Origin of the sequence: Kribbella sp. NBC_00889 (assembly GCF_045207705.1) — a bacterium.
Lineage (GTDB): Bacteria > Actinomycetota > Actinomycetes > Propionibacteriales > Kribbellaceae > Kribbella.
This window is the reverse complement of sequence record NZ_CP108783.1, coordinates 151,186-164,774: the sequence shown is the minus strand read 5'-3', so window position 1 is coordinate 164,774 and position 13,589 is coordinate 151,186. Positions and strand designations below refer to the sequence as shown.

The window sequence follows — 13,589 nt, the reverse complement described above, 5'->3', positions numbered from 1 at the left end:
CGGTTAGCGGCTGAGTTGCTGCAGCCAGGGGTGGTTGTTGTCGGTACGACGGATCATGTTCCGAAGCCAGAGCTGCTTGTCCTGACTCAGCAGCGGCCAGACGCACGCCAGATCCCGCTCGTCCTTCGGACGCCGCTTTCGGGCCTTGAACAGCAGAACGATCTCGGGGTTGAGGTACCGAATCCCGTCGCCCGCAACCCACGTGACCTCGTCGAGCGGCGCAACGTGATCAGCGATGAACTTGTTCGTCCACAGACCATCGCGATCCGGCGTCAACGGCAGATCGATCACCCACGGAGCATCACCATGCTCCCGCACCCAGATCTGACTCGCCGGATGAAACACCTCCGGATGCCGATCAGTCAGCGGCCGCATGTCCTCCCCGGCAAGACACCACAGATGCCACCGATCCCCGACGTACGTCCGAAGCGCAGGCACATCAGAAGCAAAGATCGAGACATCCACATCGTCATGCCGGCGGCCCACCCCCGTGAACGCATCGACGGCCCACCCACCGACTACCCACCACGGCCGCCCGAACCCCTCCATGAACCCGGCAACCCCAGCCAGATCCATCGCCTCCCAGCGCCCATAAAGCCGAGCCCAGTACGCCGCCTCAGCCAACTCGTCGACCGTCGGCCCCAACCACTCGGGCCGCTGGTTCATCCAGCCGCTCACAGACTTCGGCGTACGACGACGTTGCGTTTCGCCTTGGTGCGTTCCTCGCCGTACACCGTGAACCCGGCGGCGAGAAAGGTACTCAGCATCCCGCGCCCAGGATCCCCGGGCAGGGCCTTGACCGGATACGCCTCCACCACCCGCGCGCCCGAACTACGAGCGTATTCGACGGCCGCCTCGACCATCGGCAGCGTCGTGCCACGCCCGCGATACCCACTCTGCACGAACAGACAGTTGATCGCCCAGATCGACTCATCCTCCGGCTCGTCGATAGGCAACACCCGCGAGTGGACGATCGCGTAGTACTCCGTGCGCGGCGCAACCGCACACCAAGCAGCCGGCCGCTCATCGACATACCCGATCAGCCCAACCGGCTCCCCCGCCCGCACAAACCCCTCCATGGCGGCCCGATTCTCCGCACTGCCATTCACCGCAACCACCGAACTCGGCAACCGCCGAGCCATGCACCAACACCCCCGCGTCCCCCCACTAGGCCCAAACAACTCAACCAGGTCCTCCCACCGCCGCTGATCAACCGCCTGAACCATCACGTCCATCCCCGCATTCAACCACCGCCCCCGGACAGAAACCCGCCCTCCAGAACGCACCACCAGGCGACGCAGGAGCACGCACCCATGGGCGGGTACGAGCACGCGAGTACACCGCTCCCGGAAACTATTCGTCGCTGGGTGCCCCTTTGTTTCCGAAGATCGCGACAGTCACCGATCCGGGGTCGAGCAAGGTCGAGCTACCTGCGTTGTCCGACGCTGAGGGTGGAGCCAGCGTCCGTGGCCTGCCGTCTGGTCAAGGCAGGCCTGCGCGTCCGCTGAGATGCATGTCGGTGGATTACCGGGTCGCTGTCCGCTGGGAGCGCGCGTTGCGCCGCGCATCCGGCATGGATGCTGATCACCGTTGGACGAGCAGTGTCTCGAGGTCTGGAAGTCGGGCGAACATGTCGGGGAGGCCGCGTACGCCGTTGCGCACGGCCTCGTGCGATAGCGCGAGGTCAGGGCCGGTGCTCGCCTCGACACCGGCCAGGCAGCGCAGGATGTTCCACCGTGTGTGGCCCAGCCAGCCACCGATCATGAACACGAACCAGCTTGGACCGGACGGCGGCAGCGCTCCGCCCCCGGCGACGTAGCCGTCGAGGACCGAGCGGAAAATGGCCGGCTCGATGGTGTCGAAGCCAGGTCCCTTCGCGAGGCTCAGCGCGGTCGAGCCGAGCTCACCGGACAAGTCGAGCATCCCCGAGAGCTCCCAGTCGAGCACTACCGGCCGACCGTCTCGAGCGAGCAGGTTCCACGGTTGAATGTCCTTGTGGGTCAGCACAACGGGGCCCGGCCGTTCGCAGGTGTCGACGAAGTCGGCAATCGCGAGCAGCGTCTCAACGTGGGAGGCGAGTTCGTCGGCCCACGGCTGTACGGTCGCCGCCGCCCGCTCGGCGAGCTCGGGCCAGTCCCGTGGCGTCGGATCCTCGACCGACACGTCGGTCCATTCGACGTCCAGCGCATGGATGCGCGCGAGAATCTCACCGATCTCGAACGCGTACGCCCCCGACACCGGTGCTTCGGGCACCTTCTCTCCCTCCACCCACCGGTGGACGAGCGCGTGATGGCTGACCGAGATCGGCTCAGGCATCGGTACGCCGGCTGCGAACGCCGCCTGCTCGAACCTGAACACGTCCTCGAAGCGGTAGGTCCAGCGGCGGTCGACGAGGTTCAACTCCTTCACCGCGAACGATCCCTGGTCGGTGTCGAGCCGGAACATCCGGTTGGCGAACCCGCCATGGACCCGGATCATCGGCCCGATCGGCGTACCGAGATGCGAAAGATCCACCCCACGCACTCTAGGACCCGCACTTCATCGACGCACCGGAATTGCCCGGAACGCATGCATCCAGGCTGAATGCCTGCGCGACGTCAGCGAGGCGGTCGACTTCTGCGGTGTGCTGGTGGGCTGGGACGGCTCGTGCCGCATGCTCGGCTGCACGACCTTCGACATGTGTACGCCGCCCTGCTCCTGATCGCCGGTGTCCGGTCCGCGTCGTCGCGGAACGCCTCGGCCACGCTGATCCGGTGATCACCCTCCGGGTCTACGCACATGTGATCCGCCAGCACGCGGACGAGGCTGCTCAGAGCGTCCCGAGCCGGGCTCCAGTTGCTCCCCCGCCAGGTTTCGATCCTGGTCTTCGAGATTCAAAGCTGCCGCCGACCCATCCAACCCGGTCCACATGTCCCCGCTACGAGCGAAGTGCCTAGAGCCAGGGCGGGTCGTATCGGCCCACATAGGCGCGTGCGCGTTCTGTGGGATCTGCCCAGTACTGGTGCGGTTGTCGATGCACGTGCTCTTCACAGAACTCCCGAAGGTCACTGCTGATCGTCTCCACCTGACGGACTGGGAGACCCTCGAAGTCGCTGTTGACCTGCAGAAGTTCGGACTCCAGGTTCCAACCCGACGCATCGAACGCCCACGTGCCCCACCTCGCGTACGTGTGAAGTGGATGCTCGTGGTCACCCAAGTACACCGCCGCCAAGGCGATCCCCTTGTCGGGATAGAAATCCCTGCACGTCCAGGCCAGCACGTGGCATGCCCCACTCGAGAAGAAGGCCTGATCCGTTCGTTCCCAGGAGACTCGTTGATCTGTCCGCTCGATCGCGGTTCGCCGGAACACCCCAGACGCTGTCACTGCCATGGGGCGATGCTAGCGACGCGGTCCCCGTCCGCGATGAGGCTCCAAGTACCCCGATGTGTCTTCCCGCCTGCCGACCAAGATGCCGGCCGATTCGGACCCGTCATCCCGGAGTCGCGAGGCCCCGCCAGACGCAAATGCTCTTGGCTCTCGTGAAGACCACCAGGGCGGGCGCGGGCGGTGAACGGCCGGAGGCCGCATCCGCACGGCCGCGCCTTGATCCATAAGAGCCAGATTCGGCAACGGGCCACGCGGCAAGACTGTCCTCCTTCGGCTGCGGCGCGACACTCGTCCGCCAGGTGATCTGCGACAGTCGAAAGCGCGGATCGCGGCAAATCCGGACGTTTCGGCCAGGAGGTCCATGCGTACTATCGGCGCTATGGCCAATGTCGTCCCAGGCAGGACTTCAGCTGCAGGTGACCGTGACTACTGACCAACACTGGCTGAAGCTCCACGCCGGCAGCGAGTACGACAAGGAATGGGAGCGCTACTTCAGCCTCCGCGAGGAAGCGCGCGTGACCAAGCTCGCTGAGGCCATCGCGGCCGAAGCAGAGCTCCTCGAGTCGGCTCTGAAATGGCGCTCGGCGACCGGCGGCCAACGGCTCTTAATGGTCCTCGTGCTTCACAAAGAGCGGAGCAGACTGATCAGAGCGCCTGGACAAGGACGACGGCAGCATGCAGTACGTCGAAACGGTGCTGCCATGGACCCGGCTCATCGATCTCACACCGGATCAGCAACAACGAATCATCGTCGAACGGATTAATCAGGTCCTCGACGAGCTGGCTCGCCGCGTGCTGGACCCAAGCAAGTAGCTCACCACCCAACACGACAGACCCTGGCCCAGTCTGCGGTCCGTCGGCTGTGACATGAGCTCGTTGCCGGCTGGACCCTAGGCGAAGAGGTCCTGCCCCTCCGCGCCAGTCGGATCGGAGGACAAGAGATCCTCGTGAAGGAACTCCAGGACTGAGCCGGTGTCGGGCGTTGGCTCGTCAGAGTCGTCGAAGCTGGTCTCGATGATTGTCCATCCCGTCTGGGCCTTGTCGTCCCCCTCTTCGGCATGCTCGGCGGACAAGAGGAACAGCAATCGGAACGCCGTCTCGTAGGACGCCGCGGTCATCGCTCGGGCGAGGTCGGCTGGAGACGCGCCCGCGTCGATGGCGCGTCGCGCCGCGGGAACGTTCAAGATGTTCCTTTCGTCGGTGGAACGAATCTCTTTCCAGACGACCTGTAGGAGTCGTTCGCGAACCCTGTCATCGGCCATGCAGGAACCCTAGATGCCCACCGTCGAGCAGGTCCGCTCATCGGCATGACAGCGCGGATCGCGGCTAGATCCGGACGTTACGCGAGCCGATGGCGCACCACTCGCGGCGGATGACGCATGCGCTGGCTCGGCGAGGGATGCACAAGTAAAGCTGACATCTCACCGCACTCGCTGACCGTGGCGTACGCCCGTTGTGCGGGCCGCTTGGGCCGGGCACCGGCGCGGCGCCAGCCTGGGACGACTACGTGGTCGTTCAAGCTGCCATGCTGCGCTGGTTTGATCCCGACAAGGTCGTCGTCAGCTATGCCCGGCAGAAGGTCGTGGTCGCTGGGTGGTCGTGCGCCACGCTGCTCGGAGGGCTTCGAGTTCGTGTCGGGGGAAGGGCCGGCCCCACTGAGTCTGGTAGTCGACCTCGCCGAGGTCGGCGGCGACGGCGTCGAATGCACGGATTACTGTCCAGGCAAGTGTGGTGATCGGCTGTCGACTGTGCCAAATCAGATTTCCGGCATGCTCGGGTGTTCTCGAATCGGCTGCTTCGACGAGGCGAATGTCGACCGTGTCGCCGTGACGCTGGAAGAACCATCTGTAGACGGTGGGTTCTGCCTCGAACTCGGCCTGTGTGTCGGTCTCGTACAGGACGATCCTGGATACGGCGCTTAGCAGTTGTTCGGGACCGTCGGTGACGTAAGAGACGACCGCCTCGGCACTGGTGTGGTCATCACTGACCGAACAGAAGGCCCATCCGTGATGTCTCAGCGTCCAGATCACCCGCACACCCCGCATTGTTGCACGACACAATGGCCAGGTCGTCATTCAATCGGGTCGGTTGCCTGCTGTGATTCTGCTTGCGCCGGCGCCCCCTCATCGGCATGACCGCGCATCACTATCCGCAGCAAATCCGTGCGTTTGCTGGCTGGGTGACGCTGGGGTCACTCGGAGCCCATGCCGGCGGCGATCGGCTGGAGCTCAGCCAAGAGCCGCTTGAAGATCCCTAGCGGTCCGTGCGCCTCCAGGGGTATGTGAGGCGCGTACTCCAGCAGATTTCGTAGCGCGAGCACCTCGGCTCGCGAGAGCTCCACCACTGCGACGTTCTTCGATGCAGCCGAGACATTCACGCTGTTCAGCATGGCACCAACCTCGCGCTCACAAGCAGTCCTGGGCGTTCACTATCCGCGGCAAATCAGTGCGTTCTAGGTTGCTACCGGCGGGACTGGAGTCTCGGACAGCCAGACGGCCGACCTGCCGTGGCCTGCCGCCTCAACGGCCGCAGTTGTACGACGCTCTGCAGGGCTTTCCCCTCGACTCACACTGAAAGCAGCGCGAGGCCCCCAGTCCCGGCGATCAACAGAATCTGACCAGCTCTCGCCCCTTCCTGCCGCGTCTTGACACAGAAGGAGCCATGAGAGTGCGTTGAGACGTACTCGGTCTGAGGGCTCAGTGGTAGGGGACGTAGTCGATTCTTTCGGCCCGCCGCCGCCAACCAGGCCACGGCCAGGCGTTCCTCCAGGTGCGAGGCTCGTGGTTGGAGCCGCGCACTTTGATGCAGCCACCCCGCCCTAGGTGAAACGCGGTCGCACGTCCCTCGACCGCAATATCGATGAAGGAGTCGATCGCTCGGAGGTCCAAGGCCAGATCGTCGCCGAGTTCCGCGGGAGCGGAAGCAGGGTCGTCGAGGCTGACCGTGCAGAGACCGCCAGATCCGAGGTACATCACCACACCCACCGCGCTTGGGTTATGTGGCCTCAGTCGATGCGTCGTCGCCCATTCTCCTTCTGAGACCTCCAACGTTGCGCAGTCCCGGAGACCTGCGACGCGCTTCTCGAAGTGGCTCCTGAGCCCGGACATGGGCAGACCTTAGGACAACCGGAACTCTTCCGCCCGCTCGCACGCTCATCGACATGATCGCGCTTCACTATCGGCGGCATGAGCGGACGTTCGGTGACGGGGCCTGAGCCACTATTGTCGAGGCCATGGAGCGTGCTGAGCGTGGGGGCTTGTGCCTGACCCTTGAGGAGGCTGAGATCGTTCGAGCCGCTCTCTTCACCATTGAGCATTACATGAACAACGTTTGGGATCAGAGCGAGGTCCGTGCCGTCTCAGGTTTCACGGTCGACCGGTTTGCGAGTGTCCGTCAGGCGATCGGCACGGCCAGCGATGGGCCATCCCGCTGAGCTCATTGCTCGCGCCGGGTTATCACCACTCCGCCTTGATCGCGGCAGATCCGCGCACTTCTATGCTCAAGACATGGGAGATGTGCCGGAAGCCTATCGAGCCGCAATCCGCGCGGAGTTGGACGCCCTGACGGCTGGCGCTCGACCAGACTTGCTCCACTGGGCGCGTGCCTATCCAGCGACGCTGGTCCGCCAGCCCGAGGAGATCTGGACACATTCCGAATCTGAGGTGGTCAGGCGGGACGACGGCACCGCCTGGAGCGTTCTGCCGCTGTGGACGACTGACGCGTCGCCGAGCGACTTGAGCGCGGAGATCGAGATCAACGCTGAAGGCCGCGTGACCATCCACGACGTGCACGTCCTGTAGCCCTCGCTGGGCACCAACGCGGCCATGTCGGTGTGTCCTCCCTTATGGGCCCGGAGCGGCCGAATTGCGGCGGCCGTCTCCACACGCCGCGAGTTGCGCTGATCCTCAACTCGGGCTGGGCGCGGAACCCCGTCTGGGCCTCACCACCTCCAGCTGTCGACGTGCGGTCTATTGCTACCGCGCACGCCAGTGCATCAGGTAGAGCCGCCGGTGGTGATATCCGGTCCAGGACGGGTCAGCGTCTCCGACCTGCAGATGGAGCTCGACGCTCGGCATCGGGTCGACGATTGGATCCATTGCCGACTCCAGGTCGTCAACCAGTTCCTGCATGTCCTCGCGAGTGTCGGCGTCATCGGTGCTTACGCAAGCATGCAGAACCACCCGCTCGTAGCCGGCCTCGACCGCCAGTCCTCGAACAGCGGTACCGATTCGGCCCTGGGAGGCTTGGAGCGCCTGCACCAGGACACCGTTCTCCCACTCGATTCGGGGCCCGTAGTCCGGTCCATAGGTAGTCTCGGGCGGCTCATGACGCATGGCCGCATCATCCCGTGACGGAGGTAAGAAGCGCTACCCGGTGCCAGCGCACTCAATCCGGCTACTTGTGCGTGCGTTGGCCAGCGTCCCAGGATCAGGCCAGGCTTCTAGCCTGTCGCGCATCAGTTGGCGGACATGTGTCGCAGATCTATTGGCGGATCACAGCCCGCGGAGCTGGTTGTCCTGTGACGGCTGATGCCTGACATTCGTCTGCCAGCTGGTGGTTGTCATCGGCACGACCGCGCGGAACGCGGCAGATGCGGACGTGTCCCTGCGGCTTCGAGCACGTGCGCCGGGGCCAGGTCCTGAGCACGCGCCCCTTCGCCGTAGTCTCGCCGTCACTCTGGCGGCAGACGCCACATGGGTATGTGCGTCAGCCTGCCGACATGCCATAATCGCGCGGTGAACCGGGGCGGCGGGTCCAAGCCGAAGCCCCCCGTTTCCAGGCGCGGCGGAGGTTGCGGATCTGGGCCTCATGCCTGGTTCTCTGCCTGGTTTTCGGACTGCTGTTTCCCGCGATGTTCTACGTCCGCTACGGCCTCGGCTGGGCCGCCATCTGGGCAGTGATGTTGATTGCCTCGTCGCTTCCGGTTCGGCTCATCAAGCCTCCGACCTGGCGGACCTGGCCAAGAAGACATTTGAGCTGGGCGTTTGCCTACTGGGTATTCGTCATGACGACACTTTTCTTCGGCCTGGTCGCCCTCCTCTTGGGACTTTGGCTGTCGCCATGGTGGTGCTTGGTGATCTCTCTTTGTGCCGGAGTGCTATCTATCGCTGGGATCTGGCCCGCCCAGCTGCGCCACTACGAGCTGCAGCGGAGCCTGGCTGATGCCGAGCAGAAACACCGGAAGAGCGGATGGCTCGCTGTGAGTGTTTGGGAGCACGAAGACCGCAGCTTCGAGGTAGTGATGGCTTCAGATGTCATCCGCGACGGGATGGGTCTCGAACTAACGGACCTCGGCTCATCCGAGACCGGCCCCGTCCTTGAGGCGTTCTGGCACGACGACGGCACCGGCTTCGACTTCATCGTCCATCACGCGGGCACACTCCCCTTCGCCGTTGTCGAGCGCTTCGTGGCCGCCGCGAAGAGGAGTCTTGCGCCCACCGAGCAGTCCTGAGAGCGGTCCAGCGGACGATCGCTCATCGGCAGATCCGTGCGTTGCTCCGTCACGTGGACGGCGGACTTCTAGCCTGTCTTCGCCGCTGCGGTTGATGGGACCACTTCGGCGGCCACCGCAGAGTCTGACAGGGACCCTGCGTTAGTTGCTTGTCGGCAAGTCCGTTAGCAAACGGCCCCTGCATGAGCGAGCCCCCAGGTCTGAAACGCTCTGACCTGGGTCTCGTCGCTCCCCCGCCGGGTTTCGATCCTGGTCGTCGAGGTTCAACGTTGCTGATAGTCCGTCCATGGTGGTCTGTGCTAGGCCTGTCTGTCCTGGTTCGCGAGCCTGAATCCAGGCGGTCTGATCCATACTCGTGCGCATCGATCCACAGTTGCTGTTAGCAAGAACGATCCTGAAGGAGCAGAGCATGCCGGGTTCGACGGGCGGGGCTCTTGTCCATATCAACCCGATCCTGAACGTCTCCGACCTACGGGCCAGCATCAAGTTCTACACAGAGGTCCTCGACTTCGAACTCCTTGGCACCTTCGGAGATCCAGCCGACTTCGGCATCATCCGCTGGGACGATCACGAGATCTATCTGTGCGTGAACGGCCAGGGACAGCCTGGCACGTGGCTCGCGCTGTTCGTCAGCAAACCCGCCGCACTCTACGACCGACTCGTCACCGACGAAGCCAAGGTTCTGATGCCCTATGCAGGCGACGATGGTGAATTCCGCGTCGCCGACCCGGACGGACATGTGCTCCGGGTGTTCCCAGGTTCCCCAGAGGAGTAGCCGGTCTGACTCTGACGTGCAGAGCAGGAGACCCGCTGGGTCACGCGCACGTCCTCCGCACGCACACCGACGAGTAGCGGCGTGTTAACCCCGGCTCAGAGCGTCCCGAGCCGGGGTTTGCGTTGCTCCCCCGCCAGGTTTCGATCCTGGTCTTCGAGATTCAAAGTCTCGCGGGCTGCCGATTACCCCACGGGGGATCGTGGTCGCCGGGACAGTTTGCCATGGAGTGGGGTGGACGACACGCTGAGGGGTTCCTTACCTACGGGTCCGTAGGTTACGGTAGCGTAGGTAAGCAATCCTCCATCCGAGGGATCGAACACATGACTCCACCCGCCGTTGCCGCACCGGAGGCGCCGACCCGCGCCCAGCAGGCCGACGATTTCGACGTCGACACCGGAACGCTCGGGGGTGAGCAGAAGCGCCCATGGGAACAGGTTGCGCTGGCGTTGTTCATCGGTATCCCGTTCCTGGCCGTGCTGGCCGCCGTACCGATCGCGTGGGGCGGATTCCTGGGCTGGCGCGACGTGGTCCTGGCGGTGGTCTTTTACACGCTCGCCGGGCACGGCATCTCGATCGGTTTCCACCGGCTGTTCACGCACAAGTCGTTCAAGCCGAACCGCCCGATGAAGTACGCGCTCGCCATCGCCGGCTCACTGGCGATCGAGGGCCCCGTGGTCCGCTGGGTGGCCGACCACCGCAAGCACCACAAGTTCTCCGACCGTGACGGCGACCCGCACAGTCCGTGGAAGTACGGCAACACCGTGCGTGCACTCACCAAGGGCTTCATGCACGCCCACGTCGGCTGGCTGTTCGATACCGAGCAGACTCCGCAGCGGCAGTACGCGCCGGATCTGCTGAAGGACAAGGACGTCGTCCACGTGTCCCGGATGTTCCCGATGCTCGTCGCCGTCTCGCTGCTCGCGCCGGCCGTCATCGGCGGCCTGTGGTCCTGGTCGATCGAGGGCGCGCTGACCGCGTTCTTCTGGGCCAGCCTGGTCCGGATCGCGCTGCTGCACCACGTCACCTGGTCGATCAACTCGATCTGCCACACGATCGGCGACCGGCCGTTCAAGAGCCGGGACAAGTCCGGCAACGTGTGGTGGCTGGCGATCCTGAGCCAGGGCGAGTCGTGGCACAACCTGCACCACTCGGACCCGACCTGCGCGCGGCACGGAGTGCTCAAGGGACAGCTCGACACGTCCGCCCGGTGCATCTGGTTCTTCGAGAAGATGGGCTGGGTCAGCGACGTGCGCTGGCCGGTGCGCGAACGCCTGGAGGCCCGCCGTGTCGACGCCGACGCCAAGACCCCGCTGAAAGCGGCTGCCTGAGGCGCCACCGGTAAATCTCCCGCTGGCAACACCGAAGTACGGCATGATGCTGACGTGATCTTGACGTGACGGAACCCAAACCGCGGCGGTCCGGCCGGATCCGGATGACGAGTGCCGAGCGTCGCGAACAACTCATCACCATCGCCCGCGGCCTGTTCGCCCAGAAGGGGTACGAGGCGACGTCGGTGGAGGAGATCGCGGCCCGCGCCGAGGTCTCCAAGCCCGTCGTCTACGAACACTTCGGCGGCAAGGAAGGCCTGTACGCCGTGGTCGTGGACCGCGAGGTACGGGCGCTGCTCGACGGTGTCACCCAGTCGCTGACAGCCGGCCGCGCGCACGAACTGGTCGAGCAGGCGGCGCTCGCGCTGCTGGACTACATCGAGAACAACTCCGACGGCTTCCGGATCCTGGTCCGTGACTCGCCGGTCGGGTCGTCCACGGGCTCGTTCATCTCGATCCTCAGCGACGTCGCCACCAGGGTCGAGCACATCCTGGCCGAGGAGTTCAAGCGCCGCGGCCTGGACCCCAAGAACGCCCCGATGTACGCCCAGATGCTGGTCGGCATGGTCGCGCTCACCGGCCAGTGGTGGCTCGACGCCCGCCGCCCGAAGAAGCCGGACGTCGCCGCCCACCTGGTCAACCTCGCCTGGAACGGCCTGTCCGGCCTCGAAGCCAAGCCGACCCTGTCGACCCGCCCGCACAAGTAACAACCGCTGGTCGTACGCCGATATCCGCCCGTGGCATGACCCCACGGCGGTGACCGCGCCGTACCCTGGCCCGCATGACGGGGATCCTGACCGCGCGGCCCGTGCCTGCCCGCAGCAAGGCGTTCGACCTGCTGCTGACCGGCGGCCTGTGCATGGTCTTCGGACTCCTGTCGATCGCGCAGTCCGGGTTCGAAGGCATCCTCGGCTTCGGCATGCTGGTGCCGCTGATCTGGCGCCGCAGCCATCCCGAGCTCGTCTTCTTCGGCGTCTCCGCAGTCGCCTCGGTGCAGTGGCTGTTCGGCGCCCAGCTGATGCCGGCCAACGTCGGCCTGCTCGTCGCCCTCTACACGATCTCGGTGTACGGCGAGGTCCGGTACAGCCGGATCGCGCTCGGAATCGGCGGCCTCGGCGTCCTGATGGCGACGTCGCGGTACTGGACGAACTCCGACTGGCGCCAGCAGGTGACCATGATGGTTGCCCTCGGCGCGCTGGTCTTCGGCGTCTGGGCGTTCGGCGAACGGCGCCGTACCCGCGGCCTGTACGTCGCCCAGCTCGAGGAACGCGCCGAGCAGTTGGAACGCGACCGCGACCGTGAGGCCAAGCTGGCCGTGTCCAACGAGCGGACCCGGATCGCGCGCGAGATCCACGACGTGGTCGCGCACGGTCTCTCGATCATGATCGTCCAGGCCGACGGCGGACTGTACGCCGCGGACAAGTCACCGGAGCAGGCGAAGAAGGCGCTGGCCACGATCGGTGACACCGGACGCGCGAGTCTGACCGAGATGCGCAAGATGCTCGGGCTGCTCAAGCAGGACGAGCAGCCCGAGCTCGACCCGAACCAGCCCCGCCCGCAACCGGGCGTCTCGTCCCTGCCCGAGCTGATCGACAACGTCCGCGACGCCGGGCTCACTGTCGGCTACCAGGTGACCGGCGAACCGCGCGACCTGGAGGCGTTGCTGGGCCTGACGGCGTACCGGATCGTGCAGGAGGGCCTGACCAACACGCTGAAACACGCCGGGCCGGGAGCGCGGACCTCCGTCCTGCTGGACTTCGGGCGCGAGGTGCTGACCGTGGTGGTCACCGACGACGGCCGCGGTGCCGGGGTCGCGCCGAGCGCGGACCCGGGGCACGGCCTGGTGGGGATGCGGCAGCGCGCCTCGATCTCGGGCGGTACGGTGAGCGCCGGACCGAAGGCGGGTGGCGGTTACGAGGTGATCGCCAAACTTCCGTACCACCTTCCCACTGGAGGCGAGCAGTGAGCGATGACGTGATCAGGGTCTTCCTCGTGGACGACCAGGAGCTCGTCAGGGCCGGGTTCACCATGCTGGTGGACTCGCAGCCGGACATGCGGGTGGTCGGCCAGGCCGGCGACGGCGGCGAGGCGGTGGAGAAGATCCAGGTGACCGCGTGCGACGTCGTACTCATGGACGTCCGGATGCCCCGCCTGGACGGCGTGGAGGCCACCCAGCGGCTTCAATCGTTGCCGCAGGCACCGAAGGTGATCGTGCTGACCACGTTCGACCTGGACGAATACGCGTTCGCCGCGATCAAGGCCGGCGCGGCCGGCTTCCTGCTCAAGAACACGCCGCCGGCCGGCCTGCTGTCGGCGATCCGCCAGGTGTACTCCGGTGACGCGGTGGTCTCCCCCAGTACGACGAAGCGGCTGCTGGAGCAGTTCGCCGGCGCACTGCCCGACACCGGGACCGAACGGCCGGATCTGGCCGAGCTGACCGCCCGGGAGCGCGAGGTCCTGCTCGAGGTCGCCCGCGGCCTGTCGAACACCGAGATCGCCCAGTTGTTCACGTTGTCCGAGGCAACGGTCAAGACGCATATCGGCCGGATCCTGGCCAAGACCGGGCTGCGTGACCGGGTCGCCCTGGTGGTGCTGGGCTACGAAACGGGACTGGTCCGGCCGACCAAGTAATACCCAGGTCGTACTCCGACTCCAGTCTGCGGTCCG

16 protein-coding genes and 1 tRNA gene are annotated in these 13,589 nt (G+C 65.4%); 9 read left to right on the top strand and 8 right to left on the bottom strand.

Annotated elements, in window-relative coordinates; all coding sequences use genetic code 11:
- Nucleotides 1–3: 3 nt before the first annotated feature.
- The 3 genes from OG817_RS00800 to OG817_RS00790 form a co-directional block, all read right to left on the bottom strand.
- Nucleotides 4–678: a nucleotidyltransferase domain-containing protein gene (locus OG817_RS00800; RefSeq protein ID WP_406051495.1), complete on the bottom strand. Its 675-nt coding sequence runs from the start codon at nucleotides 676–678 to the stop codon at nucleotides 4–6.
- Nucleotides 675–1,079 carry a GNAT family N-acetyltransferase gene (locus tag OG817_RS00795; protein ID WP_406051494.1) on the bottom strand — a complete coding sequence of 135 codons (405 nt, stop codon included), beginning with the start codon at nucleotides 1,077–1,079 and terminating at the stop codon, nucleotides 675–677. Before OG817_RS00795 ends, OG817_RS00800 begins: the two co-directional genes overlap by 4 nt.
- A 505-nt stretch (nucleotides 1,080–1,584) precedes the next feature.
- Nucleotides 1,585–2,514 carry a phosphotransferase family protein gene (locus OG817_RS00790; protein ID WP_406051493.1) on the bottom strand — a complete coding sequence of 310 codons (930 nt, stop codon included), beginning with the start codon at nucleotides 2,512–2,514 and terminating at the stop codon, nucleotides 1,585–1,587.
- Between the two features lie 1,528 nt (nucleotides 2,515–4,042).
- Between OG817_RS00790 and OG817_RS00785 the strand changes: the two genes are divergently transcribed.
- Nucleotides 4,043–4,180, top strand: coding sequence for a hypothetical protein (locus OG817_RS00785; protein WP_406051491.1), 138 nt, complete (start codon nucleotides 4,043–4,045; stop codon nucleotides 4,178–4,180).
- 77 nt (nucleotides 4,181–4,257) lie between these two features.
- Here OG817_RS00785 and OG817_RS00780 read toward each other — a convergent pair whose 3' ends face one another.
- The 3 genes from OG817_RS00780 to OG817_RS00770 all read right to left on the bottom strand — a co-directional run bounded on the left by OG817_RS00780 (nucleotide 4,258) and on the right by OG817_RS00770 (nucleotide 5,756).
- Complete coding sequence (locus OG817_RS00780; protein WP_406051489.1) at nucleotides 4,258–4,629, bottom strand: hypothetical protein; 372 nt, start codon at nucleotides 4,627–4,629, stop codon at nucleotides 4,258–4,260.
- A 297-nt stretch (nucleotides 4,630–4,926) separates the two neighbouring features.
- Complete coding sequence (locus OG817_RS00775; RefSeq protein ID WP_396397979.1) at nucleotides 4,927–5,397, bottom strand: hypothetical protein; 471 nt, start codon at nucleotides 5,395–5,397, stop codon at nucleotides 4,927–4,929.
- 161 nt (nucleotides 5,398–5,558) lie between these two features.
- On the bottom strand, nucleotides 5,559–5,756 hold the full coding sequence (locus tag OG817_RS00770) for a hypothetical protein (protein WP_406051488.1): 198 nt from the start codon (nucleotides 5,754–5,756) through the stop codon (nucleotides 5,559–5,561).
- 843 nt (nucleotides 5,757–6,599) lie between these two features.
- Between OG817_RS00770 and OG817_RS00765 the strand changes: the two genes are divergently transcribed.
- Both OG817_RS00765 and OG817_RS00760 read left to right on the top strand, forming a co-directional pair.
- Entirely contained in the window at nucleotides 6,600–6,800 is a 201-nt protein-coding gene (locus OG817_RS00765; RefSeq protein WP_406051487.1) for a hypothetical protein, read from the top strand.
- 73 nt (nucleotides 6,801–6,873) lie between these two features.
- The gene (locus OG817_RS00760) at nucleotides 6,874–7,167 is read left to right on the top strand and encodes a hypothetical protein (RefSeq protein ID WP_406051486.1); all 294 of its coding nucleotides are present in this window, start codon (nucleotides 6,874–6,876) and stop codon (nucleotides 7,165–7,167) included.
- 174 nt (nucleotides 7,168–7,341) lie between these two features.
- Here OG817_RS00760 and OG817_RS00755 read toward each other — a convergent pair whose 3' ends face one another.
- A complete protein-coding gene (locus OG817_RS00755; RefSeq protein ID WP_406051484.1) occupies nucleotides 7,342–7,701 on the bottom strand; it encodes a hypothetical protein in 360 nt (119 codons plus the stop codon).
- A gap of 518 nt (nucleotides 7,702–8,219) precedes the next feature.
- Here OG817_RS00755 and OG817_RS00750 point away from each other — a divergent pair.
- Nucleotides 8,220–8,819 carry a hypothetical protein gene (locus tag OG817_RS00750; RefSeq protein ID WP_406051483.1) on the top strand — a complete coding sequence of 200 codons (600 nt, stop codon included), beginning with the start codon at nucleotides 8,220–8,222 and terminating at the stop codon, nucleotides 8,817–8,819.
- A gap of 355 nt (nucleotides 8,820–9,174) precedes the next feature.
- On the top strand, nucleotides 9,175–9,594 hold the full coding sequence (locus OG817_RS00745; protein WP_406051482.1) for a VOC family protein: 420 nt from the start codon (nucleotides 9,175–9,177) through the stop codon (nucleotides 9,592–9,594).
- Nucleotides 9,595–9,719: 125 nt separating this feature from the next.
- On the opposite strand, the gene OG817_RS00740 is transcribed toward OG817_RS00745, so the two are convergent.
- Nucleotides 9,720–9,791: transfer RNA gene (locus OG817_RS00740), tRNA-Gln, on the bottom strand.
- 123 nt (nucleotides 9,792–9,914) lie between these two features.
- Between OG817_RS00740 and OG817_RS00735 the strand changes: the two genes are divergently transcribed.
- The 4 genes from OG817_RS00735 to OG817_RS00720 all read left to right on the top strand — a co-directional run bounded on the left by OG817_RS00735 (nucleotide 9,915) and on the right by OG817_RS00720 (nucleotide 13,553).
- Complete coding sequence (locus OG817_RS00735; protein WP_406051481.1) at nucleotides 9,915–10,922, top strand: acyl-CoA desaturase; 1,008 nt, start codon at nucleotides 9,915–9,917, stop codon at nucleotides 10,920–10,922.
- Between the two features lie 65 nt (nucleotides 10,923–10,987).
- A complete protein-coding gene (locus OG817_RS00730) occupies nucleotides 10,988–11,629 on the top strand; it encodes a TetR/AcrR family transcriptional regulator (RefSeq protein WP_131362973.1) in 642 nt (213 codons plus the stop codon).
- Between the two features lie 74 nt (nucleotides 11,630–11,703).
- Nucleotides 11,704–12,888 carry a sensor histidine kinase gene (locus tag OG817_RS00725; protein ID WP_406051480.1) on the top strand — a complete coding sequence of 395 codons (1,185 nt, stop codon included), beginning with the start codon at nucleotides 11,704–11,706 and terminating at the stop codon, nucleotides 12,886–12,888.
- A complete protein-coding gene (locus OG817_RS00720) occupies nucleotides 12,885–13,553 on the top strand; it encodes a response regulator transcription factor (protein ID WP_406051479.1) in 669 nt (222 codons plus the stop codon). The genes OG817_RS00725 and OG817_RS00720 overlap by 4 nt, the downstream gene beginning before the upstream one ends.
- Nucleotides 13,554–13,589: the final 36 nt, after the last annotated feature.